The sequence below is a fragment of the Pseudomonas sp. GM25 genome, assembly GCF_000282255.1.
GTDB lineage: Bacteria > Pseudomonadota > Gammaproteobacteria > Pseudomonadales > Pseudomonadaceae > Aquipseudomonas > Aquipseudomonas aphyarum.
Genome location: NZ_AKJQ01000009.1, coordinates 67,903 through 94,768, shown reverse-complemented (window position 1 = coordinate 94,768; position 26,866 = coordinate 67,903). Strand labels below are relative to the sequence as shown.

The following is a 26,866-nucleotide window of genomic DNA, read 5'->3' as shown; positions in this document are numbered from 1 at the left end:
ACACTTCGTTGTGTGTTCTACGGCTTTACGGTGCGCTTGGTCGGTGCACCGTTTTTTTTGCCAGCAAAAAACTTCGTTATCTGGAGATACATAGTTACCGCACCTGGCTTTGCGTGGGGCGTTAACCTGCGTTCATCTTATGGAAGAGAGAACGCGTCATGGATAACCAGCCTTCAGCTCCATCGGTTTATCAGCTGGCCCCCGAGCAAGTCGCCGGGCCTTATTTTCGCAATCCCAAACTGCTGCGCCGCAACATCAGCGAAGGCGCAGAAGGCCTGCCGCTGCTGCTGCGCCTGACCATCGTCGATGCCATGACCGCCGAGCCGGTCAGCGGTGCGCTGGTGGATATCTGGCATTGCAACGCACGCGGCGCGTATTCCGGCTGGAGCCGGATCAATCCGGACGTGGAAGTCGACGTCGGGGAAATCGGCTCGATCCCGCGAACCGACGATGACACCTACCTGCGCGGTGGCCAGTTCAGCGACCACAAGGGCAGGGTGCGCTTCACCACGATCTATCCGGGTTTTTATGCCGGGCGCGCCCTGCACATTCATGTGGCGGTGCGGATCGTCGCCGGCAACGAATACCTGGAGGAGCGCAACGTGGCCTGGGTCGGGCAGCTGTATTTTCCGGAGGTTGTTTCTCGCGGCGTGCTCAATGCCAAGGCCTATCGCGGGCGCAGTTCGCTGCCGGTGTGCAACGCCGACGATGCCTACTACGCGAACATGGGCGGCGAAGAGTCGACCCTGACGGTGTGGCCGATCGGCCGCGATTCACACGAGGACGGTTACTTCGGCCACCTTACGATCGGCATCGACACCTTTGCGGTGTCGTCGCAGATCAAGCCTGAGGACTTCGACAAGTACACGGTTTAACGCAGTTCGTTCAGCGCCTGAATCAGCAGCTGAATTTCCGCCGCCGTCGTGGTCAGCGACGGCGTGATGCGGATGCACGGCCCGCAGGCAGCACCGTTGCGCACGACAGTGAACAGGTTGTGGTCATTGAGCAGGCGTTCGACCATCGCCTGCTGGTCGGCATGCCGGGTAAAACGCATCGAGGTGATGCCGCAATACAGACGTGGATCGTCCGGAGTCGTGACTTCGATGCCCGGCAGGTTACGCACGGCGCTGACCCACAGGTTGCGCAGGTAATTCACCCGCGCGCCTTTGGCCGCCGCCCCACCCAGTGAGCGGTGTTCTTCGAACACCAAAGGCAGGGTCATCAGTGCCGGAATGTTCGGCGTGCTGTAGGGCGTGCGTGAGCGGATATCGCCAGCCGAAAAATGCATCTCGCCCATGTCCGGATCAATGTCGGCCAGGCGCTGCGGAGCAATGTATAGAAAGCCGAGGGTCAGTGGCGAGCCGATCCACTTGTGCAGGTTGTACCCGGCGAAGGCGATGCCCAGCGCTTCCAGGTCGAACTCGATCTGGCCAAGGGCATGGGCACCATCGAGGATGATGTCGACGCCGTGCTCCTTGGCCAGCGCGGCGATGGCCTGCACTGGCATCACCAGCCCGGTGCGGTGGGTGACGTGGGTCAGCGCCATCAGCTTGAGCTTCGGATAGCGGATGAAGGCTTCGCGATAAGTCGCCAGCAGGCTGTCGAAGGTGGCGGGGTGGGCGTGCTCGATCTCGATCACCTCGACCCCGCGATGCTTTGCCAGCCAGCGCATGGCGCCCTTGACCGTGTCGTACTCCAGATCGCAGATCAGCACCTGATCGCCCGGCTGCAGGCGGTTGTAGTTGCGGATCAGCGATTGCAGGCCGGCAGTGGCGTTGTGAGTGAAGGCCACGCTTTGCGCGCGGACGCCGATCAGCTCGGCCAGTTGCGCGCGGATGTCGAGGCTGTCGTGCTGTTCGAAACGCTGGCGCACGTAGATCGAGTTGCTGTTGTTGATCAGCTCGATGTTGCGCTGGTACTCCTCGACCACGGTGCGCGACATGCGCCCGAAGTAACCGTTCTCCAGATTCACGGGGCCGGGGTGGCGGTCGTAACGGTCGGCGAAGGTTTGCCAGAAGGCTTCGTCTCGGGCGCGGCGGGTGTTATCGGGCATATGGTCGACTCGACTCGGATCAGGGTGACGCCTCAGTGGCGCGGGGCAGGTTTGCCATGTTTGGCGCGCAGCGGTTCGAGCAGTTCCGACAGGCCGTTGTGATCGATTTCCTGCATAAGGGCCAACAGGCCGCCCAGTTCACCATGGGGAAATCCTTCCCGGGCAAACCAGTTCAGGTAAGGGCCCGGCAGGTCGGCAATGATCCGACCCTTGTACTTGCCGAAGGGCATTTCGCGGGTGATCAGCAGTTCGAGCTTTTCAGGGTTCATCGTTGGAATCGTCTGGCTTTGAAAACACTTCGGAAAATACAGGCATTCTGCATGCAGGCCAAATGACAGATCATGCAAATAACAGGCATACAGATTCTGGTTGTATTTGTAAGTTATTGAAAATTAAAGACTAAATTCTTTTCGGGAAGCTGGCACGACCACTGCAACACTCCTTGCATCTTTCACCCACGCAAGGAATTGAAAAATGACTGACATGAATAAAGAAGCCATCTCCGTCCTCAACGACCTGATCGAAACCAGCAAGGACGGTCAGGAAGGGTTCAAGACCTGCGCTGAAGACATCAAGCACCCAGAGCTGAAAACCCTGTTCGTGAAACGCTCCGCCGATTGCGCAACCGCTGCGGCCGAGCTGCAAGCTGCCGTGCGTTCGATGGGTGGCGATCCGGAAACCTCGACCAGTGTCAGCGGTGATCTGCACCGTCGTTGGGTCGACGTGAAAGCGATGTTCACCGGCAAGGATGAAGAAGCGGTGCTCAACGAAGCCGAGCGCGGTGAAGATCACGCCCTGAAGGCTTATCGTGAAGCGATCGAGAAGATCAACAAGCACAACCTGGTCGGCATCCGTGATCTGGTCGAACGCCAGTACCACGGCGTGCAACGCAATCACGATCAGGTGAAGGCGCTGCGTAACCAGGCTCGCGCACGCTCGTAAGCGTTCGAAGCCCACAAAAAACGCCAGCTGGTCTGGCGTTTTTTTGTGTCCGGATTTAACCGAAGACGATCAGCCGATGCTGATGGCCGGCAAGGTCGGCAGGGTAACGGTCTGCTGTTTACGTGGCGCCAGAATCTCGGCCTCGCCGTCCACCACCAGCTCATCGCGCTGGTTGAACACGCGAGTGGCGATGCGCACACGGAATTTCGGCAGCTTCTCGAGGATTTCCAGGCGTACGGTCAGGGTGTCGCCGATCTTCACCGGCTTCTGGAAGCTCATCTGCTGGCCGATATAAATGGTGCCCGGCCCAGGCAGCTCACAAGCCACTGCGGCACTGATCAGCGCACCGCTGAACATACCGTGGGCAATACGCTCCTTGAACATGCTGGCGGCGGCGAACTCGGCGTCCAGGTGCACCGGGTTGTGGTCGCCGGACATCGCGGCGAACAGCTGAATGTCGCGTTCCTCGACAGTCTTGCTGTAGCTCGCGGTCTGGCCCACTTCGAGGGCTTCGTAAGGGATGTTGGTAACCTGGGTCATGGGTCTGAATTCCTGTGACGGATGAAATGAATCCACAAAAAATTATTCGCTGCGGTGCGGCCGGCGATGGCTCAGGGCCTGGTCGATCCAGGCCAGCACATCGGCGGTCACTTCGTCGCGGTTGCTCTCGTTGAACAATTCGTGCCGCGCCTGCGGGTAGATCTTCAGTTGCAGGTTCTGGCTGCCGGCCGCGCGCAAGGCGTTGGCCAGATCAGTCAGACGCTTGCCTTCGCTCACCGGATCACATTCGCCGCCGATCACCAGCAGCGGCAGGCCCGGATCGATCTGGGCGAGATTGGACGCTTTGCTGATTTGCTGCAACCCGCCGAGCAGGTCGATCCACAACTGATTGGTGCAGCGAAAGCCGCACAGCGGGTCGGTGGCGTACTTGTCGACCTCGGCCGGGTCGCGACTCAACCAGTCAAACGCGGTGCGCGCCGGTTTGAATTTATTGTTGAACGAGCCGAACGACAGCCACTCGATCAGCGCGCTGCGGCCTTTAGCGCCCTGGCGCAGCTTTTCAAACCGGGCGATCTGCCGGGCCGCGCGGTACAGCGCAACCGGCTGGAAATTCGAGCCACTGAGAATCGCGCCGTGCAGGCTGGCGCTGTGATGCAGTAAATAAGCCTGGGCAATGTAGCTGCCCATGCTGTGCCCGAGCAGCACGATCGGCACCCCCGGATGACGCTGACCGAGGAACTGGTTGAGGCTCGCGATATCGCCAACCACCTTGCACCAGCCATCGTCATCGGCGAAATGCCCGAGCGCCCCATGATCGGCAGTTTTGCCATGGCCGCGCTGATCAAGCGCGTACACACCGTAGCCTTCGGCGCAGAACGCCTCTGCCAGCCGTGCGTAGCGGGCGCTGTGTTCCGCCATGCCGTGGGCCAGCAGAATCACCGCCTTCAGCGGCGCGTTCGGCAGCCACAGGTTGACGAAGAGGCGGCTGCGGTCACTCGCGTCCAGCCAGAAGGTGTCGTGGATCATGGCGATTCCTTTTGCGGCCTGTTTTTGCTGAAACGTCTTGCAGAGGTTGCATTGTATAGCGCGTCCGATCAGCTCACGCCACGGCAGGAAGATTCACACGATCAATGACGACCTTGCCCATATTTGCCTGATTGACCATAGCTGCTAGTGTCCGTGAAGCCCCGCTTTTTGCTCTCGGCTTTTTCAGGGACAGAAAGAAATGACAGCGAAGCGGCCCCGGATCGGCTCAGGTAAAGAGGACAAGAACAATGCAACCTGATTTCTGGAATGACAAACGCCCGGCGGGCGTACCCCTGGACATCGACGCGGGTGAATTCAAGTCGGTGATCGAGGTGTTCGAGCGTTCCTGCAAGAAATTCGCTGATCGCCCGGCGTTCAGCAACATGGGCGTGACCCTGACCTACGCCGAGCTGGAGCGCCAGAGCGCCGCGTTCGCCGGTTATCTGCAAGCCCACACCGATCTGGTGCCGGGGGATCGCATCGCGGTGCAGATGCCCAACGTCCTGCATTATCCGATTGCCGTGTTCGGTGCGCTGCGTGCCGGGCTGATCGTGGTCAACACCAACCCGCTGTACACCGCGCGGGAGATGCGTCACCAGTTCAAGGACTCCGGCGCCCGGGCGCTGGTGTACCTGAACATGTTCGGCCAGAAGGTTCAGGAAGTGCTGCCGGATACCGACATCCAATACCTGATCGAAGCGAAGATGGGCGATCTGATGCCCACCGCCAAAGGCTGGCTGGTCAACACCGTGGTCAGCAAAGTGAAGAAAATGGTGCCGGCGTATTCGCTGCCCCAGGCGATTTCTTTCAAGAGCGCACTGCGCATGGGCCGGGGCCTGGGCATCAAGCCGTTGAAGGTCGGCCTGGATGACATCGCCGTCCTGCAATACACCGGGGGCACCACCGGCCTGGCCAAGGGCGCGATGCTGACCCACGGCAATCTAGTGGCGAACATGCAGCAGGTGCGCGCCTGTCTCGGTCAGTTCGGCAGCGACGGCCAGCCGCTGCTGCGCGAAGGGCAGGAGGTGATGATCGCGCCGCTGCCGCTGTACCACATATATGCCTTCACCGCGAATTGCATGTGCATGATGGTGTCGGGCAACCACAACGTATTGATCACCAACCCGCGTGACATCGGCGGCTTCATCAAGGAGCTGAAGAACTGGAAGTTCTCGGCGCTGCTGGGGCTCAACACGCTGTTTGTCGCGTTGATGGATCATCCGGACTTCAAGACCCTGGATTTCTCCACGCTCAAGCTCACCAACTCCGGCGGCACCGCGCTGGTCAAGGCCACCGCCGAGCGTTGGGAGCAGATCACCGGTTGCCGCATCACCGAAGGTTACGGTTTGACCGAAACCTCGCCGGTGGCCTGCACCAACCCGTACGGCGAGCTGTCGCGGATCGGCACGGTCGGCCTGCCGGTACCGGGCACCCGCTTGAAAGTCATCAATGACGACGGCGTCGAACAGCCTCTGGGTGAGCGTGGCGAGCTGTGCATCAAGGGCCCGCAGATCATGAAGGGCTACTGGCAGAAACCCGAGGCGACGGCCGAGGTGCTGGATGCCGAGGGCTGGTTCAAGTCCGGCGACATCGCGGTGATCGACCCGGACGGGTTCGTGCGCATCGTCGACCGCAAGAAGGACATGATCATCGTCTCCGGTTTCAACGTGTATCCGAACGAGATCGAAGACGTGGTGATGGCTCACCCGAAAGTCGCCAACTGCGCAGTGATCGGCGTGCCGGACGAGCGTTCCGGGGAAGCGGTGAAGCTGTTTGTGGTGGCGCGGGAAACCGGCGTGAGCCTGGAAGAGCTGAAGGCTTACTGCAAAGAGAATTTCACGGCGTACAAGGTGCCGAAACACATCGTGCTGCGTGAGTCGTTGCCGATGACGCCTGTCGGGAAAATTCTGCGCAGAGAGTTACGCGATATCGCTTAAAAGAACTGCGCTTCGCGCAATCGCGAGCAAGCTCGCTCCCACAGGGTTATCGATGAGCCTGCGGGAGCGGGCCTGCTCGCGATTTTTGTTTCAGGCCCCCGAAAAACGGGACTTTCAAGGTGTTATAGGATTTTTGCTCTAAAATGACTGCCAGTAGTTCTTGAGTCATGAAAATGACTGTAGGGGCCGCTTTTGGCTCTAGTCGACCCTTGGCAAAGCTGCTACTCTCGGCGCGCTTTGTGACTTCTCGGCCTTGTAAAAAGCCAGACTCACCAATAAACAAACACCAATAATAATCGCATCAAATGCGGTGCTGAATTCGCGTTGCTGAGGAGTGGGCTTCCATGATCGAAGACTTTTGGAAGGATAAGTACCCCGCTGGAATTGCTGCCGACATCAATCCAGACGAGTACCCGAATATTCAGGCAGTGTTGAAGCAATCCTGCCAACGCTTCGCCGACAAACCGGCGTTCAGCAACCTGGGCAAGACCATCACCTACGGTGAACTGTACGAATTGTCCGGTGCGTTTGCCGCTTATCTGCAACAGCATACCGATTTGCAGCCCGGTGATCGAATCGCCGTGCAACTGCCCAACGTGTTGCAGTACCCGGTCGCCGTCTTCGGTGCCATCCGTGCCGGGCTGATCGTGGTCAACACCAACCCGCTGTACACCGCGCGGGAAATGGAACACCAATTCAATGACTCCGGTGCCAAGGCGCTGGTGTGCCTGGCGAACATGGCGCATCTGGCCGAAGCCGTGGTGCCGAAAACCGGCGTCAAACACGTCATCGTCACCGAAGTCGCCGACCTGCTGCCGCCGATCAAGCGCCTGCTGATCAACAGCGTCATCAAGTACGTGAAAAAAATGGTTCCGGCCTATCACCTGCCAAAAGCCGTCAAGTTCAACGACGTGCTGAGCAAGGGCCAGGGCCAGCCGGTTGCCGAAGCCAATCCGGACAGCGGCGATGTCGCGGTGTTGCAATACACCGGCGGCACCACCGGCGTGGCCAAGGGCGCGATGCTCACCCATCGCAACCTCGTCGCCAACATGCTGCAGTGCAAGGCGCTGATGGGCTCCAACCTCAATGAAGGTTGCGAGATCCTGATTACCCCGCTGCCGCTGTACCACATTTATGCGTTCACCTTTCATTGCATGGCGATGATGCTGATCGGCAACCACAACATCCTGATCAGCAACCCGCGCGACCTGCCGGCGATGGTCAAGGAACTGTCGAAGTGGAAGTTCAGCGGTTTCGTCGGCCTCAACACGCTGTTCGTGGCCCTGTGCAACAACGAAGCTTTCCGCAAGCTGGATTTCTCGGCGCTGAAAGTTACCCTGTCGGGCGGCATGGCCCTGCAACTGGCCGCGGCCGAGCGCTGGAAAGCGGTCACCGGTTGCCCGATCTGCGAAGGTTACGGCATGACCGAAACCAGCCCGGTGGCCACGGTCAACCCAATCCAGAACATCCAGATCGGCACCATCGGCATTCCGGTGCCGTCGACCCTGTGCAAAGTCATCGACGATGCCGGTGTCGAGCAGCCGCTGGGCGAAATCGGCGAGCTGTGCGTCAAGGGCCCGCAAGTGATGAAGGGCTACTGGCAGCGTCAGGAAGCCACCGACGAGATGCTCGACAGCGAAGGCTGGCTGAAGACCGGTGACATCGCGCTGATCCAGCCGGACGGCTACATGCGCATTGTCGATCGCAAGAAAGACATGATCCTGGTCTCCGGTTTCAACGTGTATCCGAACGAGCTGGAAGATGTGCTGGCGGCCCTGCCGGGCGTGTTGCAGTGTGCGGCCATCGGCATTCCGGACGAGAAATCCGGCGAGGCGATCAAGATTTTCATCGTCGCCAAACCGGGCGTCACCCTGACCAAGGAACAGGTGATGGAGCACATGCGCGCCAACGTCACCGGCTACAAGGTGCCGCGTTCAGTGGAGTTCCGCGATGCGCTGCCGACCACCAACGTCGGCAAGATCCTGCGCCGCGAACTGCGCGACGAAGAGCTGAAGAAGATCAAGGCGAAAAGCGCCGCATAAAACAAAAAGCCCCGCAGATGCGGGGCTTTTTGTTGGTTTACCGCTTGATCGTTCCCACGCTCTGCGTGGTAACGCATCCCGGGACGCTCTGCGTCCCTGCCGTGCTGGACGCGGAGCGTCCGGGGCGGCATTCCCACGCAGAGCGTGGGAACGATCAGCGTGAGTGTCTTATTGACGGAACGGCGCGAAGTTCACATTGGTGCCTGCCGGGCGCATGTCCTGCAGGTACGAGTCCTTGTCGGCGCTCAGTTCCAGGCTCAGGGCGGCCTTGCGCTTGCCTTCGTTGCGGATCACCAGGCCTTCGAGTTTTTCGCGCAGGAACACGGTCGGCACTTTCAGGTGCAGCAGTTCGTCGGTGGCCGGGGTGTGCATCAACAGGTGAATCCACTCGTACTGACCGATCGCCAGGCGCGACACCGGCAAGTCGAACCACCAGATGTTGCGGTTGCGGTTCAGTTCGGCGAAGTGGCAGTTGTTGGTGCCGAGCACGGCACCGCCCAGTTCCTGGTTGCGACGGGCGATGGCCTGCTTTTTATCGAGTTTCATAACATTCCTGCGGGATCGGTTCTGTGGCGCGTGGCGCCCTTATGGTGGGCATTCTCGGGGGAACGCTCGCAAACATAAAGCCCAACCTGCACGCCGCGACGAAATGAAGCCCTGAAAATAAATGAAACTTGGCGCAAACCGGGCCAGTCAATCGTTACGTACTGACTTCTCCCCTTCAATGCATCAAGGAGAAACACCATGAGTAGCACAGGCGATAAAGTAAAAGGCATGGCCAACGAAGCCGTCGGCAACGTCAAGCAAGGTGTCGGCAAAGCCACCGACAACCAGAAGCTGCAAGCCGAAGGCAAACTGCAAGAGAAGAAAGGCGAGGCCCAGCAAGCGGTGGGCAAAGCCAAGGACGCGATCAAGAAAGGCGTCGACAAGGCTTGATCGAGCCTTGAACGAAACAACGAAGCGGCCATCCAAGGATGGCCGTTTTCGTGTCCCGTTCACATGCGGTCACGGATCACAGTGTTTCAAAGTCGCCAAGTAAGCTACTTTGATGAGAGAAAAACGGCCCCTGAGTCGCCACGACTTCAACCTGTTTTGCGGCGAAAGGAGACGCGAATGATTTTCCCCGACATGAAAGGTCTGCCCCTGCACCGGGTGATGGTGCGCACGGTCACCGAATTCGTCGATGACGAGATGTCGACCTATGCCTCGGCACTGGCCTACCAGATGCTGTTTTCGCTGTTCCCGTTCATTCTGTTTCTGATTGCCCTGATCGGCTTCCTGCACCTGCCGGACTTCTTCTCCTGGTTGCGCCTGCAATCGGAGCTGGTATTGCCGCCTCAGGCGCTGGAGCAGGTCAACCCGGTGATCGATCAGTTGCAGCAATCCAAGGGCGGCCTGCTTTCGGTGGGTATCGTCATCGCCCTGTACACCGCGTCCGCCGGCGTGCGCCTGATGATGAGCGCGATGAACGCCGCCTACGACGTGGTCGAGGGTCGGCCCCTTTGGAAGCGCTTCCCGCTCTCGATCATCTACACCGTCGGCATCGCCGGCATGTTGCTGGTGGCCGCTGCGCTGATGGTGCTCGGCCCGCAGGTGATGGGCTGGATCGCCGCGCAGGTCGGGCTGGAAGAAGTCATCGTCACCTTGTGGACCATCGCCCGCTGGCCGGTGATCGTGATCCTGATGATGGTGGCCGTGGCGCTGATCTATTACGTGATGCCCGACGTCAAACAGGAATTCCGCTTCATCACGCCGGGCTCGGTGCTGGCGGTGGTGGTGTGGATCATCGCGTCATTGGGTTTCGCGTTTTACGTCAAGACCTTCGCCAACTACAACGCCATGTATGGCAGCATCGGTGCGATCATCGTGCTGTTGCTGTATTTCTACATTTCCGCCGCCGTGTTGTTGCTCGGTGCAGAGATGAATGCGGTGATCGAACACATGTCCAACGAGGGCAAGGACCCGGGCGAGAAAGTCCCCGGCGAACTCGATGAACATCCCAAACAACACGTTTCCGGCCTCGGGCGCGATCACTCGCTCAAGCCGAACACTGACGAAGCCTGATCATGATCCGTGAAATTCTGAAGATGGGCGACGAACGCCTGCTGCGCATCGCCCCGCCAGTGCCCGCTGAAATGCTCGACAGTCCGGAACTGTGGCAACTGATCGACGACATGTTCCAGACCATGGAAAGCGTCGGCGGGGTCGGCCTGGCCGCGCCGCAGATCGGCGTCGACCTGCAATTGGTGATCTTCGGTTTCGAGCACAGCGAACGTTACCCGGACGCCGAAGCGGTGCCGCAGACGATCCTGATCAATCCGCTGATCACGCCGCTCAGCCCGTTGATGGAAGAGGGTTTTGAGGGCTGCCTGTCAGTGCCGGGCCTGCGGGGCGCGGTGGATCGTTACCAGCAGATTCGTTACGAAGGCGTCGACCCCAAGGGCGAGCCGATTGTGCGTGTGGCTTCGGGCTTCCATGCGCGGGTGGTGCAGCATGAATGCGATCACCTGATCGGGCGCCTGTACCCGTCGCGCATTACCGATTTCAGCAAGTTCGGTTTCACTGAGGTGATGTTTCCGGACCTCGATCCCAACGCTGACGACTGACTAGCCCAGGCGCGGTGCCAGCTCCATGGCAATCATCGGTTTGCTCCGCGCATAACGGCTCAAGCGCTCGGCCATGGCTTGGGGCAGGGCGGGGTCGAAGGTGAAGCCGCGTCGCTCGTAGAAACCGCGCAAGTCCGGGTGGCAGAACAACCACACCGGGGCCTCGACGTCCTTCACCGCTTCGGCAATCAACTGCGCGGCAATCCCCTTTTCGCGGCAGGCCGGGTCGACGAACAACCCGGTCAGCCAATGCCCGCCGAACACCGGCCGCAGACACAGCGCCGCCACGATTTCCTCCCGCCGTGCCACCCACAATTGCGCCTCGCGCACTGCTTTCATCGACGATTGATGCTGGCGGTAGAACTTGTTCATCAAGGGCCAGGACAGGTCGTCGAGCTGGCTGTAACGGATGTCGGTCATGAATCGGACTGCCGGTGCAAAAGCCGCGGATTATAAAACAACGTGCCCGCCGGGATAGGTGTATACCTGATCTCACATCCCCTCTGAGTGGAGTACGCATCATGTCCAAAGGTATGGATTCGAAGAAAGCCGCGAAGAAGAAACCGGCCAAGACCGCCATCGAGAAACGCCACGAGAAAAGGGCGAAAAAAGTCGACATCTTTGGCCATTGATCACGCCGTTCGGGAGCCCGGAATCGGGCTCCCGCTACCTCCTAAAAAATAATCTGCAAGAATTTCCGTTGTCGTTGCACAGAAGGAATGGACTCCTTTTCCGAGCAACGCCATGGCCCATTACTTTGACGATCACCATCGTCAGCAAATCGAAACCCTGCGCCAGCGCTTCACCGCCCGCACCGAGTGGCCGACCTGGCTGCTGCTGATCGGCGTCTACGGCGGCTGGTTCGCGATTGTGCTGGGCAGCGAACGGCTCGGCCTCTGGTGGAGCACGCTGCTGCTGATTCCGCTGCTGGTGCTGTGGTTGTCGGTGCAGCACGAGTTGCTTCACGGTCATCCGACACGCTGGACCTTCGTCAACAAAATCCTCGGCTATGCGCCGTTTGCAGTGTGGTATCCCTACACGCTCTATCGCGACAGCCATTTGCAGCATCATCGCGACGAAGACCTGACGATCCCCGGCGTCGATCCCGAAAGCCGTTACCTGAGTGCCGAGCGCTGGCAGGGCAGTTCGCTGTTCGAACGTAGCCTGCACTGGCTGAACAAGACCGTATTGGGCCGATTTATTCTTGGCGCGCCGCTGGCGTTGCTGACGCTGGCCGGTGAAGAACTGCAACGCCTGAAAAACCGCGAGCGTCAGGCCTGGCTGATGTGGCTGACCCACGGCGCCCTGACCGTGCTGATGCTGTTTTTCATCGCCCGCTACAGCGTGTTGCCGGTGTGGCATTACCTGTTTTTGATCAGCGTGCCGGCGCTGTCGATCGCGATGGTTCGCTCCTACTATGAACACCGGCCGCACACGCAACCGGAGCAGCGCACGGTGCTCAACGAGGCCGGATGGCCGTGGCGCTGGCTGTTCCTGAACCTGAATTTCCATCTGGTGCACCACGATTTGCCGAAGCTTTCGTGGTACGACTTGCCCGAGGCCTACCGCATGCGCCGGGAGCAATGGGTGGCACGCAGCGGCGGTTTTCTGGTGCAAGGTTATGGGCAACTGTGGCGCCAGCACGGCATCAAGCCGATCGACAGCCCGCAGCATCCGTTTATTTGAGGCGACCATGACGTCAGGTTACGCAGAGCTGTTGATGTACATCGCACCCGAGCCGATCCGCGTGGCGAACGAGCAGTGGCTGGCGCGGATCCTCGAACACCTCGGCCGTTCGCGGCTCGATGCCGACGGCCTGTCGCTGCTCGAACTCTGGCGCGCGCCTGAGTTGCTGCTGACCCAGACCTGCGGCTATCCGTTGATGACCGCGCTGCGTGGGCAGGTGAGGATTGTCGGCCGCCCGCGCTACGAATTGCCGGACGCCAGCGCCGGTAACCATTGCAGCCTGGTCCTCGCCCGCGCCGATGATCGGCGTCGCAATTTGGCGGAGTTCTTCGACAGTCGCGGGGTCATCAACAGCGAAGACTCCAACAGCGGCATGAACCTGTTGCGCCAGCGCCTGGCACCGTTGCACCGGGATGGTCAGTTTTTCGCTTCGGTCGGCATCAGTGGCGGTCACCGCGATAGCCTGCGCTGGTTGCGCGAAGACCGCGCCGATCTGGCGGCCATCGACAGCGTGACCTTTGCATACCTGGCGCAGTACGCCGCCGAAGAGGTCAGCGGGTTGCGGGTGGTGGCGCGCAGTGCTTTCAGCCCGACCTTGCCCTTCATCACCGCTGCCAGCACCACGGACGAGCAGATCGAACATTTGCGCCGGGCGATGAATCGCAGCCTTCAAGATTTGCCCGATGTGGCCCGCATCCTCGGTTTGCCTGAGGTTCTGCCCGCCAGCGAAAGCGATTACCTCGTCCTGCTGGATTACCAGTGCGAGGCCGAAGAGCTGGGGTATGGCCGCTTGCGCTAGCGGCTTTTTGTAATTCACTAATGGAATATAAAAATTCTTTTTAAGTATTTTTAACGCATAAGGCACCTTGCTAGGATCGCGCCACCGGACGACCGGACATTCAGCGACCCTTTACCAAGGAGCCCCCATGTCCGGCGCCGACTCATCCCATCGCAATCATGTGAACACGTTGTTTCGCGACCATTACCAGTGGTTGTGCACACGTCTGCGTCGGCAATCGAATGATGCGGCCACCGCCGAAGACATCGCCGCCGAAACCTTCGCGCAACTGCTCGAAGCCCCCGGCCTGACCGCCATCCGCGAACCTCGCGCCTTGCTCACCACCATTGCCCAACGCTTGCTGTATGAGCGCTGGCGGCGGGGCGATCTGGAGCGTCGGCATCTGCACCAACTGCAACAAGGTGACCTCGATCACGCGCCGTCTCCCGAAGAACTCGCCGACCTGTCGCAGAGCCTCAAGCACCTGGACCGCACGCTCCGGCGCCTGCCGGGCAAGGTGCGCTCGACCTTTCTGCTGGCCCGCATCGACGGCCTGACGTACCCGCAAATCGCCGCCGAACTGGGTATCTCCCAACGTTCGGTGAGCATGTACATGACCCGTTCCCAGGCCCTGTGCAACCGCCACAGCGCCAACCAAACCCTGATTTCCTCCCAGAACAAGAGGTCCGCATGAGATCGATCAAAACCCTGCTCGGCAGTTCGCTGCTGGCCCTGACCCTGACTGCCGGCCACGTTGTGGCAGCGGAAAAAGCCGCGCCGATCCACTTCGGCGACATCACCTGGGAAAGCGGCAGCTTCATCACAGAAGTGCTGCGTCTGATCGTCGAAAAAGGCTACGGCTACCCGACCGATACGCTACCTGGCAGCACCGTCAGCCTGGAAGCTGCGCTGGCGAAAAACGATATTCAAGTGATCGGCGAAGAGTGGGCCGGGCGCAGTCCGGCGTGGGTCAAGGCTGCCGCCGAGGGCAAGGTGTTCGGCCTCGGTGACACGGTGAAGGGCGCGACCGAAGGCTGGTGGGTGCCGGAATACGTGATCAAGGGCGACCCCGAGCGCGGGATCAAACCGCTGGCGCCGGAGCTTAAATCGGTGGCCGACCTGCCGCGCTACAAGGATGTGTTCAAGGACCCGGAAGACCCGAGCCGTGGGCGTTTCCTCAACAGTCCGACCGGCTGGACCTCGGAAATCGTCAACAGCCAGAAGCTCAAGGCCTATGCGCTGAACGACAGCTTCGTCAACTTCCGCACCGGCTCCGGCGCGGCGCTGGATGCCGAGGTGGCGTCGTCGATCAAACGCGGCAAACCGGTGCTGTTCTACTACTGGTCGCCGACGCCGCTGCTCGGTCGCTTCAAACTGGTGAAGCTGGAAGAGCCGCCGTTCGACGCCGAAGCCTGGAAAACCCTGGCCGATGCCAACAACCCCAATCCGAAAGGCACCCGCTCGATGCCGGCGAGCCTGGCGATTGGCGTGTCGGCGCCGTTCAAGGCGCAGTACCCGGAACTGGTGACGTTCTTTGAGAAAGTCGATTTGCCGATCGATCTGCTGAACCAGACCCTGGCCGGGATGAGCGAGAAGCGCCAGCAACCACGCCAGGTCGCCGAAGCGTTCCTGCGCGATCAGCCACATGTGTGGAAGCCTTGGGTGCCGGGTGAGGTGGCAAATAAGGTGAGCGGGAGTCTGTAGTTCTTTTCTGATATTTGTGTCGTTTCAAAAGTTGCCATTGCGAGTCGGTCGCAATGGCAACCAACACCCCCGCCGCTGAACCGTTTCTCGTCCGCGTCCTGTCCGAACTCCCTCATTACTGGCCGACTAGTGGCCTTGCGCAAGGCTTTGCGCTGTCTATGCTCATTCATAACTAACTATGTCGAACGCCATCCAATGGGCTCCGACCGCTAGCGGTTACCGATCTCAAAGCTGCCAGAGTGCGCAATTCAAGGCACCGACACTTGACCGACAAGGAGCTGTTTTTAAATGGAAGTTCTTCTGCATGTTAGGAATGGCCCGCCCGCGGGCTATCAAGAGAAGGATGTCTTGATTAGAGCGTCGCTGCATGGACTCTTTGATTAATCATCGTTTATCACCTGACAACTTCCTCCTGTGGAGGAATGCGTGTGCCTGTTCTGTGGAACGTAGTGGTGGATTCTGAAAGACCTGAACTTTCATCAAATCAAAGAACCGCGCGGAAGGTGATAGAGACATGTTCAACCTACATCACAAGGCTGACCTGCAAGAAATCGAACGCTTCAGTTGTGCCCTGACCGAAGCCAACGCCAAGTTGGCGGCGATCAGCCGTTCGATGGCAATGATCGAATTCACCCCCGAGGGCATCGTTCTGGATGCCAATGAAAACTTCTGCAAGACCATGGGCTACAGCGCCGATGAAGTGCGTGGCAAACATCACCGGATCTTTTGTGAAGAAGCGTTTTACCGCAGCGAGGAATACGCCAAGTTGTGGCGTGACCTGGCCCGGGGCGAACCCATCAGCGGCACTTTCCTGCGCTTGAACAAAAGCGGTCGGGAAATCTGGCTCGAAGCCAGTTACATGCCGGTGTATGGCCCGGACAAACAGGTCCGCAGTGTGATCAAAGTGGCGTCGGACATAACGGCGCGCGTGAACAAGGAAAAGGAAGAAGAAAGCATGCTCGCTGCCATCGGCCGGTCGATGGCAGTGATCGAGTTCACTCCGGAAGGCAATGTGATCACCGCCAACGACAACTTCCTCAAGACCATGCAGTACTCGCTCAACGAAATCGTCGGCCATCACCACAGTCTGTTCTGTCACCGGGTCGAGGCCGAGTCCGCGCAGTACAAGGCGTTCTGGGCATCGCTCAATCGCGGCGAATATCACTCGCACCGGTTCGAGCGCAAGAACAAGTCCGGGCAGACCGTTTACCTCGAAGCCTCGTACAACCCGCTGTTCGACGCCAAGGGCCGGTTGTACAAAGTGGTGAAGTTCGCCAGCGACATCACTCACCAGATGACCACCTTGCAGACCGCTGCCGAATCGGCCCACAGCACTTCGGTACAAAACGACGCCTGCGCGCAAAAAGGCTCACAGGTCGTGCAGCAAACGGTGCAGATCATTCAGGACATTTCCCGCGACCTCAACGAAGCGGCGTTGAGCATCGATGCGGTGAGCAAGCAGTCGGACATCATCGGCACCATCGTTCAGACCATTCGCGGAATTGCCGACCAGACCAACCTGCTGGCGCTGAACGCGGCCATCGAGGCGGCGCGGGCGGGTGAGCACGGGCGTGGTTTTGCGGTGGTGGCGGACGAGGTGCGCAGTCTCGCGGCGCGGACCAGTCAGGCAACCCTGGAGATCGTCGATGTGGTGCGCAAGAACCACGAGTTGTCATTGAGTGCGGTGTCGAGCATGCAGTCGAGCCTGAGCCGCACCGGGCTCGGTGTGGAACTGGCGAACGAGGCGGGCGACGCGATCCGGGAGATTCAGCAGGGCTCGCGGCATGTTGTGGATGCGATCAGTCAGTTCAACGAGACGTTGCAGTTGAACTGACGGTTTCACGGCTGAAAAAAAGGATCCCCGTGGGGATCCTTTTTTATTGCACCGCTTTTCAGAGCGAGGCGAATCAGAGCGAAGCGAGGAACTTGTCTGCCGACTCGTCGCTGATCTTCACCGAGTTGGCGTCCTGTTTGTTCTGCTTCTCGGCTTCGGCCAGCTTCATCTTGTCTTGCAAGCGTTCGGCGATCTCTTTGCCGATGGCCAGTTGTTGGGCCGGCGGCATGGCTTTGATGTCGTCTTCGGTCAGGCCCATTTCCTTGAGGATACTGTCGCGCAGACGCTGTTCCGGCGACTTGCTCATGTAGTCCTTGAACTCGTCCATAGCCGATGAGCCCGTGGATTTGGTCGACGAAGTATCGGAGGTTTGCAGGGCGACACGGGTCTTGGCGAACGCTTCGTCGACGTTGTCGCTGATGCGTGTGGCTTCGCTGACTTGCTGGGTCGCCAGTTGAGTGGCCGATTCCTGCACTTTGGCGGTGGCTTCGGCGGTTTGCGCCTGGGCCTGGTTTTGCAGGGTCTGCAGCATCGCGCCGTGCAGTCCGCCTTGCAGACCGGCCGCTGCGGTGGCGGTTGCATCGTCATTCAGCTGCTTGGGCAGGTGGATGATTTGCTGTTGTTTTGCACTGACCAACATGATGAAAGGACCTGTAGGTAATGACTGTCAGCCCTAGGCAGCAATTACCGTGCCTACCGAATAAGTCCTTTTATTTCAATGGTTTGTGGTTTTGCGTGAACAGGCAAAGCGGTCATCCCTTGCCGGTGGGCGGCAGAGGATGACCGTTGTCCGTCAGCGATGGGCGATGTTTTCCAGCGCCAGGTTGCGGGTGCGGGGGCCGAAATAGCCGATGGTCAGCATCACGATCAGCATGCTGGCGACGATGAACGCCAATACGCCTGGCGTGCCGAAGTGATCGAGGAACAGACCGATCAACAGGCTGCTGAATACCGTCGACAAGCGACTGAACGAGTAACAGAAGCCCACCGCCCGGGCGCGGATGTTGGTGGGGAACAGTTCGCTTTGATAGGAGTGATAACTGAAGCTCAGCCAGGCGTTGCAGAACGTGATCATCACACCGCAGAAGATCAGGCCAAATGCGCTGGTCTGCAACGCGAAGAGGGTGCCGAAGGTCATCGCGCCGAGGGCCGAGCCGACGATTTGCCACTTGTTCTCGAAGCGGTTGGCGAATTTGACGAACAGCAACGGCCCGAGCGGGTAGGCGAGGGTGATGATGAACGCGTACATCAGGCTGTGAGTGACGCTGACGCCTTGACCGGAAAGCAGCGCCGGCAGCCAGTTGCCGAAGCCGAAGAAACCGATGGCCTGGAAAATGTGAAAGACGATCAGCATCAGTGCGCGGCGGCGGTACGGTGGTTGCCAGATGTCGGCGAAACGGCCCTTGCCTTCGACATCGACGGCTACCGCTTCCGGCGCGTCCAGTGGCTGGCGGTGATCTTTCTCGCAGCGTGCCTCGATGCCGTCGAGAATCCGGTTGGCCTCATCGAACCGGCCATGCTGGGCCAGCCAGCGCGGCGACTCCGGCAGACGCTTGCGCAGCCACCAGATGAACAGCGCAAACACTGCGCTCGCCAGAACCACCCAACGCCAACCGGACACCCCGAACGGCGCCTGTGGCACCAACCACCAGGACATCAATGCCACCGCCGGCACCGACAGGAACTGCACGAAAAATGCGAAGGCAAACGCCGAACTGCGCATGCGTTTGGGCACCAGTTCCGAGAGGTAGGCGTCGATGGTCACCAGCTCGATACCGAGGCCGATGCCCACCAGAAAACGCATGCAGATGATTCCCAGCGCCGAACTCTGCACGCCCATCAGCACCGTGGCTACGGTGTACCAGACCAGCGCGAAAGTGAAGATCGCGCGCCGCCCGAAGCGATCCGCCATCGGGCTCAGCAGGCTGGCGCCGAGAAACAGGCCGAGGAACGTCGCTGAGGCAAACGCAGCCTGATCGGAGAAACCGAACACGCCCTGATTGCCGGTGGCGAAGATGCCGTCGCGGATCAGGCCGGGGCTGATGTAGGCGGTCTGGAACAGGTCGTAGAGTTCGAAGAAACCACCGATCGACAGCAGCGCCACCAGCCGCCAGATCGTGGCGACGGCCGGGAGGCGGTCGATGCGGGCGGAAATCTCGGCGGCGCGTATCGGGTCGATGCCGTCGCGTTGCGCGGCGGGGGCGTGTGCAGTCATGGGCTGATCCATTTTTCATTGATGGAAAAGCTTAGCCTGCTATCGGAAATCAAGGATTGTTTATATCGGCGGTTGGCGCGTTAAAACCGCCGATTTCTTGCAATATCCGCTTACCAATTAACGATTTATGTCGCGGGCGTCGGATCGGGCAGCGCAGACGCCGGCAAGCCGAACACCCGGTCGAACAACCAGTTGAACGCGAAGGTGTAGCAAGGGATGAACACGATCAGCGCCAGATCCAGCAAAAAGGCCTGCACCAGACTGATTTTCATCCACCACGCGATCAGCGGAATCAGGAACACGATCAGCGTCAGCTGGAAGCCGACGGCGTGGGCGATGCGCCGTTTCACCGTGCGGGTGCGCGACATCTGACGGCTTTCCCAGCGCTCGAACAGCGAGGTGTAGATGAAGTTCCAGGTCACGGCGATGGTGGTGATGATCACCGCCAGCGGGCCGGTGCTGCCGGGCGAAGTGCCGGACAACAGGGCTAGGCCGAGGGCCGAGAAGGTCATGCCGATCACTTCATAGAGCGACACATAGACCAGTTTGCGTTTGACGCCTTGCATGGGGAATCGCCTCTTTCTTGCGACTTGTGGCCAGTGGGGCTGGCGAAGGCGACGAAAGATAGCTTCAATGGTGGTGACAGAAAAAGTCAGTAGCTTTCAGTTTTATTGATAGGTGTGAAAAGTGAATTTCAACAGCGAAAGCATCGAGCTGTTTCTCGCGGTGATCGAGCGCGGCTCGTTTTCTGCCGCGGCCAGGGCATTGGGCAAAGTCCCGTCGGCGGTGAGCATGGCCATCGGCAATCTCGAGGCCGATCTCGGTTACTCGCTGTTTGATCGCAGCCATCGCGAACCCCAACCCACGGCGATGGCATTGTCGCTGGTGCCCCATGCGCGGTTGATCGCCGATCAGCTCAAGCAATTGCAGGTGCACGCGGTGCAGTTGTCGCTGGGGCTGGAGAGCAAGTTGTCGATCGGCGTCGCTGCGGATATCGATCGCCGACGGTTGCTGACGGCGATCAAGGATCTCAGCGAGCGTCATCCACTGCTCGACATCGAAGTGCTGACCGCGCCGCAGGACGATGTGCTGGCGATGCTCCACAGCGGCCGGGTCTGCGTGTGTCTGGCGTTCGCCGGGTTGAGCGTGAATGTGCTGGAGCGCTTTCAGTTTGTCGGCAGTGAACGGATGATCGCCACGCTGGCGGCGGACAGCCCGTTGTTGCAGGGGCAGGATCTGTTTCTCGAGGATCTGGTGCATGTGCGGCAGATCGTCGTCGGCAGTCGCGATCTGCCGATCAGCGAAACCCGGCCGCTGGTGGCCGAGTCCCACTGGCGCACCGACAACCTGGAGACCGCGCTGGAAATGGTCGAGGCGGGATTGGGCTGGGGCAATTTTCCGCTGTCGGTGGTGCAGCCGTGGCTTGATAGCGGACGGCTCAAACGACTGAATTTTCGCAACATCGAAAACGGCCTGGTGCTGCCGGTGCACGCGGTGTGGCTCAAGAGCCAGCCGCTGCAGAAGGGTGCGCTGGCGCTTGTCGAATTGCTCGGAAGCTGATCCGTGGTGATATTTCGAGGGCACTGCTGCGGCTCTCTAGACTAATCGCCCCACCCAAACAGGGCGACTGTCTGGATTGCTTCCGAAGAAAGCTACGAACTCAGCCGGGGGCCGCGCAGCCTAGATATTCGTGAGATCGAATTTTGCGCTAACAATGGCATGCTTCGTAGGATTTGCGGCGTCTCTGGCGATAAATTCAATTTTACCGCTTGCCGATTTATTGATATCCACTGCGATCACAGTGATTTCGCCCGACACCGCATTCCAGGAACTGTCACCCGGTTTTCCAGTGTTGTAAAAAGCGGACGCGCCGCCACCAATCGGGAAAACACCAGGGTTGATAGCGCCTGACAAATCACACTGGAGCCCTTGTTCCGGTTGCGTTGAACCCGGTACGAACCCGGCAACGCTCAGCGTGCCGGTTGAAAAATCGAGATAGAGGGTGGTGAAGTCGAGGGATATCTCTGCACCGTCGTTTTCCTGGATCTTCGCGTTGATAGTTCCTGTAGCGTTTGATTTTTTCATGATCACATCCTTGGTGAATAAGGGAGGGCGCGTCGTTGATCGACGCGGCAGCCACATGATTCTCCCCGCTCAGAATGCTGTCTACTGTCAGAACTTACAGGTGGCCCCTGTCAGGTGCTCTCGCGGATCTTCAATTCAAAGCCCATGTCCTCGACCGGACGCGCCACGCTGTTGCCGGCCATCAGCGTCAGCATCTGCTCCGCCGCACGTTTGCCGATCGCTTCGCGGGGCGTGTTGATGCTGCTCAGGCGCGGCACCATGTGTTCCGACATCGGCAGGTCGTTGAAGCCGAGGATCGCCACTTGCTCGGGAATCTTGATCCCGTTGCGCAGCGCTTCGAGCAGGGCGCCCTGGGCCAGGTCGTCGTTGCCGAAGAAGATCGCATCGACATCCGGATGCGCCGCCAGCAGTTGCAGGAACAACTCGCCGCCCAGGCCCACGGACGATGAGCGCGGGGTCAGCACTTCCAGATCCGGGTCGTAACGGCCGGCCTTCTGTAGCGCTTTGCGAAAGCCTTCACCGCGCAGCAGGGTGCGCTGATCGAGCTGCGCACCGATGTACGCCAGCCGCTTGCGGCCACGGGACAGCAAGTGCTCGGCTGCCGTTTCGCCGGCGCTGAGCTGCGAGAAACCGACGCAGTTCACTCCGGCGGCGCTGTCCAGTTCCATCATGTACACGCAGGGAATGTTGCTGGCCTCGATCATCCGTCGCGAACTTTCAGTGCGGTCGAAGCCGGTCAGCAGCAAACCGCGTGGCTGATAGGCCATGTAGTTGCGCAGCAGGTTTTCTTCTTCGTCGCGGGAATAGTGGAAGTTGCCGATCAGCACTTCGAAGCCTTTGGGGGTCAATACCCGATGAATGGCTTCCAGGGTGTCGATGAACAACAAGTTGGACAGCGAAGGCACCAGAACCACCACCGAATGGCTCTGCGCCGAGGCCAGTGCGCGGGCGGCGGGGTTGACCACGTAGTTGAGTTCCAGCGCGGCTTTCTGGACTTTTTCCACCAATTCAGTGGCAACCGTGCTGACCCCACGCAGGGCGCGGGAGGCGGTAATCGGGCTGACGCCGGCCAGACGGGCGACTTCATTAAGGGTGGGACGGCCGGTGGTGCGGGTGTTTTTATCGTTTTTAGGGGTGGTCATCGGGCGGCTTGCCAAACAAAAATCAAGGCACTAAGGTAGCGCTGTCCTTATGCAGCTGCAAATGCGTAAGCGAGGTCCTGCCTGATCCTCGCTTTTTGGCGTACCGACAAAACCTGCTGCAACCCAAAAAAACGACAAGAAGGCGTCGGCAACTTCTGCCTGTGCACTAGAGTCATAGCTAGCAAAGGTAGCGCTGTCTGCGCGCTGAGGTGTTACATGAATCATCCCATCACCGCCCTGGTCATCATGGGCGTTGCCGGTTGCGGCAAGACGTGCGTCAGCGAGGCCCTGTGCCAATTGAGCGGCGCCACTGCCATTGAAGGCGATACTTTCCATCCGGCCGCGAACATCGAAAAGATGAGCGCGGGGATCCCCCTGAACGACGAAGACCGTGCCGGCTGGCTCGACAGCCTGTGCGACGAACTGCGTCGCGTCGATGCCCTGGGCGAACGCCCGGTGCTGACCTGCTCGGCCCTCAAACACATTTATCGTGAACGCCTGCGCAGCGCCTTGCCGGGCCTGGGCTTCGTGTTCCTCGAATTGACGCCGGAAGTGGCCGCCGAACGTGTGTCCCATCGTCCGGGCCACTTCATGCCGGCCACCTTGATCGAAAGCCAGTTCGCCACCCTCGAATCGCCCAAGGGCGAGCCGTTGACCCTGGCGCTGAATGCTTCGATCCACAGCGTTGAAGAACTCGCATCGCAAGCTCACGTCTGGTGGCAGGCCCATGGCCTGAAACAGGCGGTATGAGTGTGATTGCGAAGATCGCGCTGTCCTTTCGACTTCTGATTAACCCGCTTTAATAACAACAACAAACCAGGAGACACCCCCAATGTTTGGCATGTCCCATGACGCCTATCTGCTGCTCGATGCAGTGGTCACGGTGATCGGACTCATCGTCCTGATCACCAAATTCAAGATTCACCCCTTTATTGCCCTGACCATCGCCGCTGCGTTCCTCGGCCTGACGTCCGGCATGCCGATCGGCACCATCATCAAGGCGTTCCAGGACGGCTTCGGTGGCGTGCTCGGTTTCGTCGGCATCATCCTTGCGCTGGGTACGATGCTCGGCAAGATGATGGCCGAATCCGGCGGTGCCGATCAGATCGCTCAGACCCTGATCCGCGCCTTCGGTAAGGACAAGGTCCAGTGGGCGATGATGTTCGCCGCGTTCCTGGTGGGCATTCCGCTGTTCTTCGAAATCGGCTTCGTGCTGCTGATTCCGCTGGTGTTCATCGTCGCTCGCCGCACCGGTGTGTCGATCATCAAGATCGGTATCCCGCTGCTCGCCGGCCTGTCCGCCGTGCACGGCCTGGTGCCGCCGCACCCGGGCCCACTGCTGGCCATCGGCGTGTTCGGTGCCGACATCGGCAAGACCATTCTGTACGGCCTGATCGTCGCGCTGCCGACCGCCATCATTGCCGGCCCGATCTTCGGTACGTTCATCGCCAAGCACATTCCCGGTACGCCGAATCAAGAATTGGTCGATCAACTGGCCCGTGAGTCGGACTCGCAGGAGCTGCCAAGCTTCGGCATCACTCTGGTCACCGTGCTGCTGCCGGTGTTCCTGATGCTGCTGAAAACCTTCGCCGACGTGGCACTGCCGGACGGACATTTCTTCCGTACCTGGATGGACATGATCGGTCACCCGATCTCGGCACTGCTGCTGGCATTGCTGCTGTCGCTGTACACCTTCGGCTACAAGCAGGGCATCGGTTCTCAGCAGATGCTCAAATGGCTCGACGCGAGCCTGGCGCCGACTGCCGCAATCATCCTGATCATCGGTGCCGGCGGTGGCTTCAAGCAGATGCTGGTGACCAGCGGTGTGGGTGATGTGATCGGCCACATGGCGGTCAGCGCGCAGATCTCGCCGATCCTGCTGGCGTGGCTGGTGGCGGCGGTGATCCGCATCGCGACCGGTTCGGCCACCGTGGCGACCATCACGGGCGCGGGCATTGTGGTGCCGGTGGTCGGGATGATTCCGGGTGTGAACCGTGAGCTGCTGGTGCTGGCCACCGGTGCCGGCTCGCTGATCCTGTCCCACGTCAACGACGCCGGTTTCTGGCTGGTGAAGCAGTACTTCAACATGACCGTGGCCGAGACCTTCAAGACCTGGACGGCGATGGAAACCATCCTGTCGGTGGTGGGTTTGGGCTTTATTTTGTTGTTGTCGCTGTTCGTTTAACCTCGAACGCGAGACACAAAAAAACCGCAGCGATGCGGTTTTTTTGTGGGTGATGACTTGGATCGTTCGAACGATCATGTGTCCAGGATCAGGATTTGGTCACCAAGCCATCCGCCCGGAACATCCCGCGAATCCCGCGTACTGCCTGACGAATCCGGTCCTGGTTCTCGATCAGCGCGAAGCGCACATGATCGTCGCCGTACTCACCAAAACCGACACCCGGCGAGACGCAGACCTTGGCCTCGGCCAGCAGTTTCTTGGCGAATTCCAGCGAACCGAGGTGCGCGTAGGCTTCGGGAATCTTCGCCCAGACGTACATCGAAGCTTTCGGATTTTCGACCATCCAGCCCAGCTCATGCAGACCTTTGACCAGCACGTTGCGGCGCTGGCGATATTGCTCGGCGATGTCGCGCACGCACTGCTGATCACCTTCCAGCGCAGCAATCGCGGCCACCTGCAGCGGGGTGAACGTGCCGTAGTCGTGGTAGCTCTTGATCCGCGCCAGGGCGCTGACCAGTTCCGGGTTGCCGACCATGAAGCCTATCCGCCAACCCGCCATGTTGTAGCTCTTGGACAGGGTGAAGAACTCCACCGCAATGTCCTTGGCGCCTGGCACCTGCATGATCGACGGGGCTTTCCAGCCGTCGTAGACGATGTCGGCGTAGGCCAGATCGTGCACCACCAGCACGTCGTACTGTTTGGCGAGGGCGATCACGCGCTCGAAGAAATCCAGCTCCACGCACTGCGCGGTCGGGTTGGACGGGAAGCCGAGGATCATCATCTTCGGTTTCGGGATCGAGCCGCGAATCGCCCGTTCCAGCTCGGCGAAGAAGTCCACGCCCGGCACCAGCGGCACCGACCGCACCTGGGCGCCGGCAATCACGGCACCGTAGATGTGAATCGGGTAGCTCGGGTTAGGCACCAGTACCGTGTCGCCCTGATCCAGGGTCGCCAGCATCAAGTGCGCCAGGCCTTCCTTCGAACCGATGGTGACGATGGCTTCGCTTTCCGGGTCGATCTCGACCTCGTAGCGTTCCTTGTACCAGTTGGAAATCGCCCGGCGCAGGCGCGGAATGCCCTTGGACGTGGAGTAACCGTGGGTGTCTTCGCGTTGTGCAACCTGCACCAGTTTTTCAACGATGTGCGGCGGCGTGGCGCCGTCGGGGTTGCCCATGCTCAAGTCGATGATGTCTTCGCCACGACGTCGGGCGGCCATCTTCAGCTCGGTAGTGATGTTGAAAACGTAAGGGGGGAGTCGATCTATGCGCGCAAAGCGGCGCGGCGAACCTTGTTCAGCCATTGTTGCCTCGGATAACGTAAGCGCCCGGAACCGTCCGAGCGACGCTGGTCACTGCGGTGACCTGTGGCGGACGATAAGGTCAGCGATGGCATACTGTCCAGAGCCTTTGTAAACAAATTTTTCCCAAGGAAATCGGTTGATGGAATTTACCAGCGGCTTCTTGCTGAGCCTTTCGCTGTGCCTGGATATCGGCGTGGCCAACATCGCGATGATCACCCTGGCGATGCAGCGCGGCTATTTTCAAGGCTTCGCGCTGGGCCTCGGCACCTGCGTCGGCGACCTGATCTACGCGGTGCTGGCGCTGGCCGGGATGACCGTTTTGCTGCAATACGAAACCGTGCGCTGGGTGCTGTGGATCGGCGGTTCGGCGCTGCTGATCTACTTCGCGGCGAAGATGATCTATTCGGCGATCCACCACGAGGCGCAACTGGCGGCGACCGCCGAGGTCGGCCAGAACTCCCATCGCAAGGAATTCTTCCGTGGGATTTTTCTCGCCATGTCGTCGCCGAGCGCCATCCTCTGGTTCGCGGCAGTGGGCGGCACGTTGATCGCCCGTTCGGGCGGCGGCGGTCCTTTGAGCTCGGCGCTGTTCCTCGGCGGTTTCCTGTGCGCCGGGCTGCTGTGGTCGGCAGGCCTGTGCTTCGCCGCGAGCCATGGCGGCAAGTTGCTCGGCGACAAACTGCTGCGCTATTCCTACATGGCATCTGCAGCGATCTTCTGCTATTTCGCGGTCTATGTGATCGTATCCGGTTATAACGAGTTCGTGAGTTCAGGCGCCGCCGAGGCCCTGCATACGCTGTAAATGTGCGAATCGGGTTTGGCTTCTATAC

General features: G+C 59.9%; 28 protein-coding genes and 1 pseudogene. 17 read left to right on the top strand and 12 right to left on the bottom strand.

What is annotated here, in order from left to right; genetic code table 11:
• Window positions 1-158: 158 nt before the first annotated feature.
• Entirely contained in the window at window positions 159-875 is a 717-nt protein-coding gene (locus PMI24_RS03030) for an intradiol ring-cleavage dioxygenase (protein WP_007951155.1), read from the top strand.
• Here the strand turns inward: PMI24_RS03030 and PMI24_RS03025 are convergent.
• On the bottom strand, window positions 872-2,053 hold the full coding sequence (locus PMI24_RS03025) for an aminotransferase class V-fold PLP-dependent enzyme (RefSeq protein ID WP_007951154.1): 1,182 nt from the start codon (window positions 2,051-2,053) through the stop codon (window positions 872-874). The two genes, PMI24_RS03030 and PMI24_RS03025, sit on opposite strands and share 4 nt — an antisense overlap.
• A gap of 32 nt (window positions 2,054-2,085) precedes the next feature.
• Window positions 2,086-2,322, bottom strand: coding sequence for a DUF3820 family protein (locus tag PMI24_RS03020; RefSeq protein WP_003213031.1), 237 nt, complete (start codon window positions 2,320-2,322; stop codon window positions 2,086-2,088).
• Between the two features lie 205 nt (window positions 2,323-2,527).
• On the opposite strand from PMI24_RS03020, the gene PMI24_RS03015 reads away from it, so the two are divergent.
• Window positions 2,528-2,995: a PA2169 family four-helix-bundle protein gene (locus PMI24_RS03015; RefSeq protein WP_007951153.1), complete on the top strand. Its 468-nt coding sequence runs from the start codon at window positions 2,528-2,530 to the stop codon at window positions 2,993-2,995.
• 69 nt (window positions 2,996-3,064) lie between these two features.
• Here PMI24_RS03015 and PMI24_RS03010 read toward each other — a convergent pair whose 3' ends face one another.
• The gene (locus PMI24_RS03010; RefSeq protein WP_003227420.1) at window positions 3,065-3,535 is read right to left on the bottom strand and encodes a MaoC family dehydratase; all 471 of its coding nucleotides are present in this window, start codon (window positions 3,533-3,535) and stop codon (window positions 3,065-3,067) included.
• 42 nt (window positions 3,536-3,577) lie between these two features.
• On the bottom strand, window positions 3,578-4,522 hold the full coding sequence (locus PMI24_RS03005) for an alpha/beta hydrolase (RefSeq protein WP_007951152.1): 945 nt from the start codon (window positions 4,520-4,522) through the stop codon (window positions 3,578-3,580).
• 248 nt (window positions 4,523-4,770) lie between these two features.
• Between PMI24_RS03005 and fadD2 the strand changes: the two genes are divergently transcribed.
• Both fadD2 and fadD1 read left to right on the top strand, forming a co-directional pair.
• Window positions 4,771-6,459 carry a long-chain-fatty-acid--CoA ligase FadD2 gene (gene fadD2, locus PMI24_RS03000; RefSeq protein ID WP_007951151.1) on the top strand — a complete coding sequence of 563 codons (1,689 nt, stop codon included), beginning with the start codon at window positions 4,771-4,773 and terminating at the stop codon, window positions 6,457-6,459.
• Window positions 6,460-6,803: 344 nt separating this feature from the next.
• Window positions 6,804-8,501, top strand: a complete 1,698-nt coding sequence (fadD1, locus tag PMI24_RS02995; RefSeq protein WP_007951150.1) for a long-chain-fatty-acid--CoA ligase FadD1 — start codon at window positions 6,804-6,806, stop codon at window positions 8,499-8,501.
• 168 nt (window positions 8,502-8,669) lie between these two features.
• On the opposite strand, the gene PMI24_RS02990 is transcribed toward fadD1, so the two are convergent.
• Complete coding sequence (locus tag PMI24_RS02990; protein WP_007951149.1) at window positions 8,670-9,047, bottom strand: hypothetical protein; 378 nt, start codon at window positions 9,045-9,047, stop codon at window positions 8,670-8,672.
• 198 nt (window positions 9,048-9,245) lie between these two features.
• Between PMI24_RS02990 and PMI24_RS02985 the strand changes: the two genes are divergently transcribed.
• From PMI24_RS02985 to def, 3 genes are all read left to right on the top strand, one after another.
• The gene (locus tag PMI24_RS02985; protein WP_007951148.1) at window positions 9,246-9,437 is read left to right on the top strand and encodes a CsbD family protein; all 192 of its coding nucleotides are present in this window, start codon (window positions 9,246-9,248) and stop codon (window positions 9,435-9,437) included.
• A 177-nt stretch (window positions 9,438-9,614) separates the two neighbouring features.
• On the top strand, window positions 9,615-10,565 hold the full coding sequence (locus tag PMI24_RS02980; protein WP_007951145.1) for a YihY/virulence factor BrkB family protein: 951 nt from the start codon (window positions 9,615-9,617) through the stop codon (window positions 10,563-10,565).
• A gap of 2 nt (window positions 10,566-10,567) precedes the next feature.
• On the top strand, window positions 10,568-11,107 hold the full coding sequence (def, locus tag PMI24_RS02975) for a peptide deformylase (protein ID WP_007951144.1): 540 nt from the start codon (window positions 10,568-10,570) through the stop codon (window positions 11,105-11,107).
• Here the strand turns inward: def and PMI24_RS02970 are convergent, their stop codons facing one another.
• Window positions 11,108-11,527, bottom strand: coding sequence for a GNAT family N-acetyltransferase (locus tag PMI24_RS02970; RefSeq protein ID WP_007951143.1), 420 nt, complete (start codon window positions 11,525-11,527; stop codon window positions 11,108-11,110).
• 324 nt (window positions 11,528-11,851) lie between these two features.
• Here PMI24_RS02970 and PMI24_RS02965 point away from each other — a divergent pair, with 324 nt between their 5' ends.
• The 6 genes and pseudogenes from PMI24_RS02965 (at window position 11,852) to PMI24_RS29695 (ending at window position 17,109) form a co-directional block, all read left to right on the top strand.
• Window positions 11,852-12,793, top strand: coding sequence for a fatty acid desaturase (locus PMI24_RS02965; protein WP_007951141.1), 942 nt, complete (start codon window positions 11,852-11,854; stop codon window positions 12,791-12,793).
• Between the two features lie 7 nt (window positions 12,794-12,800).
• Window positions 12,801-13,592 (top strand): phosphate/phosphite/phosphonate ABC transporter substrate-binding protein, encoded by a 792-nt coding sequence (locus PMI24_RS02960; RefSeq protein ID WP_007951140.1) that lies wholly within the window; start codon window positions 12,801-12,803, stop codon window positions 13,590-13,592.
• 127 nt (window positions 13,593-13,719) lie between these two features.
• Complete coding sequence (locus PMI24_RS02955) at window positions 13,720-14,265, top strand: sigma-70 family RNA polymerase sigma factor (RefSeq protein WP_007951139.1); 546 nt, start codon at window positions 13,720-13,722, stop codon at window positions 14,263-14,265.
• The gene (locus PMI24_RS02950) at window positions 14,262-15,275 is read left to right on the top strand and encodes an ABC transporter substrate-binding protein (RefSeq protein WP_007951138.1); all 1,014 of its coding nucleotides are present in this window, start codon (window positions 14,262-14,264) and stop codon (window positions 15,273-15,275) included. Before PMI24_RS02955 ends, PMI24_RS02950 begins: the two co-directional genes overlap by 4 nt.
• Window positions 15,276-15,789: 514 nt before the next feature.
• Window positions 15,790-16,560: pseudogene (locus PMI24_RS29700) on the top strand (PAS domain-containing protein); the annotation flags it as partial.
• A 9-nt stretch (window positions 16,561-16,569) separates the two neighbouring features.
• On the top strand, window positions 16,570-17,109 hold the full coding sequence (locus PMI24_RS29695) for a methyl-accepting chemotaxis protein (protein ID WP_371320920.1): 540 nt from the start codon (window positions 16,570-16,572) through the stop codon (window positions 17,107-17,109).
• 73 nt (window positions 17,110-17,182) lie between these two features.
• Here PMI24_RS29695 and PMI24_RS02940 read toward each other — a convergent pair whose 3' ends face one another.
• From PMI24_RS02940 to PMI24_RS02930, 3 genes are all read right to left on the bottom strand, one after another.
• Entirely contained in the window at window positions 17,183-17,749 is a 567-nt protein-coding gene (locus tag PMI24_RS02940; protein WP_007951135.1) for a hypothetical protein, read from the bottom strand.
• A gap of 153 nt (window positions 17,750-17,902) precedes the next feature.
• The gene (locus tag PMI24_RS02935) at window positions 17,903-19,324 is read right to left on the bottom strand and encodes an MFS transporter (RefSeq protein WP_007951130.1); all 1,422 of its coding nucleotides are present in this window, start codon (window positions 19,322-19,324) and stop codon (window positions 17,903-17,905) included.
• A 125-nt stretch (window positions 19,325-19,449) separates the two neighbouring features.
• Window positions 19,450-19,890: a PACE efflux transporter gene (locus PMI24_RS02930; protein WP_007951129.1), complete on the bottom strand. Its 441-nt coding sequence runs from the start codon at window positions 19,888-19,890 to the stop codon at window positions 19,450-19,452.
• A 121-nt stretch (window positions 19,891-20,011) separates the two neighbouring features.
• Between PMI24_RS02930 and PMI24_RS02925 the strand changes: the two genes are divergently transcribed.
• The gene (locus tag PMI24_RS02925; RefSeq protein ID WP_007951128.1) at window positions 20,012-20,884 is read left to right on the top strand and encodes a LysR family transcriptional regulator; all 873 of its coding nucleotides are present in this window, start codon (window positions 20,012-20,014) and stop codon (window positions 20,882-20,884) included.
• A 120-nt stretch (window positions 20,885-21,004) separates the two neighbouring features.
• On the opposite strand, the gene PMI24_RS02920 is transcribed toward PMI24_RS02925, so the two are convergent.
• Both PMI24_RS02920 and PMI24_RS02915 read right to left on the bottom strand, forming a co-directional pair.
• Window positions 21,005-21,409, bottom strand: a complete 405-nt coding sequence (locus PMI24_RS02920) for a hypothetical protein (RefSeq protein WP_007951125.1) — start codon at window positions 21,407-21,409, stop codon at window positions 21,005-21,007.
• A 110-nt stretch (window positions 21,410-21,519) separates the two neighbouring features.
• Window positions 21,520-22,551 carry a LacI family DNA-binding transcriptional regulator gene (locus PMI24_RS02915; RefSeq protein ID WP_007951123.1) on the bottom strand — a complete coding sequence of 344 codons (1,032 nt, stop codon included), beginning with the start codon at window positions 22,549-22,551 and terminating at the stop codon, window positions 21,520-21,522.
• Between the two features lie 216 nt (window positions 22,552-22,767).
• Between PMI24_RS02915 and PMI24_RS02910 the strand changes: the two genes are divergently transcribed.
• Together PMI24_RS02910 and PMI24_RS02905 are read left to right on the top strand one after the other, a co-directional pair.
• Window positions 22,768-23,301, top strand: coding sequence for a gluconokinase (locus PMI24_RS02910; protein WP_007951121.1), 534 nt, complete (start codon window positions 22,768-22,770; stop codon window positions 23,299-23,301).
• Window positions 23,302-23,383: 82 nt separating this feature from the next.
• Window positions 23,384-24,736, top strand: coding sequence for a GntP family permease (locus PMI24_RS02905; protein WP_007951120.1), 1,353 nt, complete (start codon window positions 23,384-23,386; stop codon window positions 24,734-24,736).
• Between the two features lie 88 nt (window positions 24,737-24,824).
• Here PMI24_RS02905 and alaC read toward each other — a convergent pair whose 3' ends face one another.
• Window positions 24,825-26,036: an alanine transaminase gene (gene alaC, locus PMI24_RS02900; protein ID WP_007951118.1), complete on the bottom strand. Its 1,212-nt coding sequence runs from the start codon at window positions 26,034-26,036 to the stop codon at window positions 24,825-24,827.
• A 139-nt stretch (window positions 26,037-26,175) separates the two neighbouring features.
• On the opposite strand from alaC, the gene PMI24_RS02895 reads away from it, so the two are divergent.
• Window positions 26,176-26,838, top strand: a complete 663-nt coding sequence (locus tag PMI24_RS02895; RefSeq protein ID WP_007951117.1) for a LysE family translocator — start codon at window positions 26,176-26,178, stop codon at window positions 26,836-26,838.
• Window positions 26,839-26,866 lie beyond the last annotated feature (28 nt).

Coding starts and splice junctions, on each gene's coding strand:
- PMI24_RS02920 (WP_007951125.1), bottom strand. CDS start 21,409: ATGAAAAAATCAAACGCTACAGGAACTATCAACGCGAAGATCCAGGAA.
- PMI24_RS03020 (WP_003213031.1), bottom strand. CDS start 2,322: ATGAACCCTGAAAAGCTCGAACTGCTGATCACCCGCGAAATGCCCTTC.
- PMI24_RS02930 (WP_007951129.1), bottom strand. CDS start 19,890: ATGCAAGGCGTCAAACGCAAACTGGTCTATGTGTCGCTCTATGAAGTG.
- PMI24_RS02940 (WP_007951135.1), bottom strand. CDS start 17,749: ATGTTGGTCAGTGCAAAACAACAGCAAATCATCCACCTGCCCAAGCAG.
- PMI24_RS03010 (WP_003227420.1), bottom strand. CDS start 3,535: ATGACCCAGGTTACCAACATCCCTTACGAAGCCCTCGAAGTGGGCCAG.
- PMI24_RS03015 (WP_007951153.1), top strand. CDS start 2,528: ATGACTGACATGAATAAAGAAGCCATCTCCGTCCTCAACGACCTGATC.
- PMI24_RS02905 (WP_007951120.1), top strand. CDS start 23,384: ATGTTTGGCATGTCCCATGACGCCTATCTGCTGCTCGATGCAGTGGTC.
- fadD1 (WP_007951150.1), top strand. CDS start 6,804: ATGATCGAAGACTTTTGGAAGGATAAGTACCCCGCTGGAATTGCTGCC.
- PMI24_RS02935 (WP_007951130.1), bottom strand. CDS start 19,324: ATGACTGCACACGCCCCCGCCGCGCAACGCGACGGCATCGACCCGATA.
- fadD2 (WP_007951151.1), top strand. CDS start 4,771: ATGCAACCTGATTTCTGGAATGACAAACGCCCGGCGGGCGTACCCCTG.
- PMI24_RS03005 (WP_007951152.1), bottom strand. CDS start 4,522: ATGATCCACGACACCTTCTGGCTGGACGCGAGTGACCGCAGCCGCCTC.
- PMI24_RS02970 (WP_007951143.1), bottom strand. CDS start 11,527: ATGACCGACATCCGTTACAGCCAGCTCGACGACCTGTCCTGGCCCTTG.
- PMI24_RS02950 (WP_007951138.1), top strand. CDS start 14,262: ATGAGATCGATCAAAACCCTGCTCGGCAGTTCGCTGCTGGCCCTGACC.
- PMI24_RS29695 (WP_371320920.1), top strand. CDS start 16,570: ATGACCACCTTGCAGACCGCTGCCGAATCGGCCCACAGCACTTCGGTA.
- PMI24_RS02955 (WP_007951139.1), top strand. CDS start 13,720: ATGTCCGGCGCCGACTCATCCCATCGCAATCATGTGAACACGTTGTTT.
- PMI24_RS03030 (WP_007951155.1), top strand. CDS start 159: ATGGATAACCAGCCTTCAGCTCCATCGGTTTATCAGCTGGCCCCCGAG.
- PMI24_RS02910 (WP_007951121.1), top strand. CDS start 22,768: ATGAATCATCCCATCACCGCCCTGGTCATCATGGGCGTTGCCGGTTGC.
- PMI24_RS02960 (WP_007951140.1), top strand. CDS start 12,801: ATGACGTCAGGTTACGCAGAGCTGTTGATGTACATCGCACCCGAGCCG.
- alaC (WP_007951118.1), bottom strand. CDS start 26,036: ATGGCTGAACAAGGTTCGCCGCGCCGCTTTGCGCGCATAGATCGACTC.
- PMI24_RS02915 (WP_007951123.1), bottom strand. CDS start 22,551: ATGACCACCCCTAAAAACGATAAAAACACCCGCACCACCGGCCGTCCC.
- PMI24_RS03025 (WP_007951154.1), bottom strand. CDS start 2,053: ATGCCCGATAACACCCGCCGCGCCCGAGACGAAGCCTTCTGGCAAACC.
- PMI24_RS02965 (WP_007951141.1), top strand. CDS start 11,852: ATGGCCCATTACTTTGACGATCACCATCGTCAGCAAATCGAAACCCTG.
- PMI24_RS02985 (WP_007951148.1), top strand. CDS start 9,246: ATGAGTAGCACAGGCGATAAAGTAAAAGGCATGGCCAACGAAGCCGTC.
- PMI24_RS02990 (WP_007951149.1), bottom strand. CDS start 9,047: ATGAAACTCGATAAAAAGCAGGCCATCGCCCGTCGCAACCAGGAACTG.
- PMI24_RS02895 (WP_007951117.1), top strand. CDS start 26,176: ATGGAATTTACCAGCGGCTTCTTGCTGAGCCTTTCGCTGTGCCTGGAT.
- PMI24_RS02980 (WP_007951145.1), top strand. CDS start 9,615: ATGATTTTCCCCGACATGAAAGGTCTGCCCCTGCACCGGGTGATGGTG.
- def (WP_007951144.1), top strand. CDS start 10,568: ATGATCCGTGAAATTCTGAAGATGGGCGACGAACGCCTGCTGCGCATC.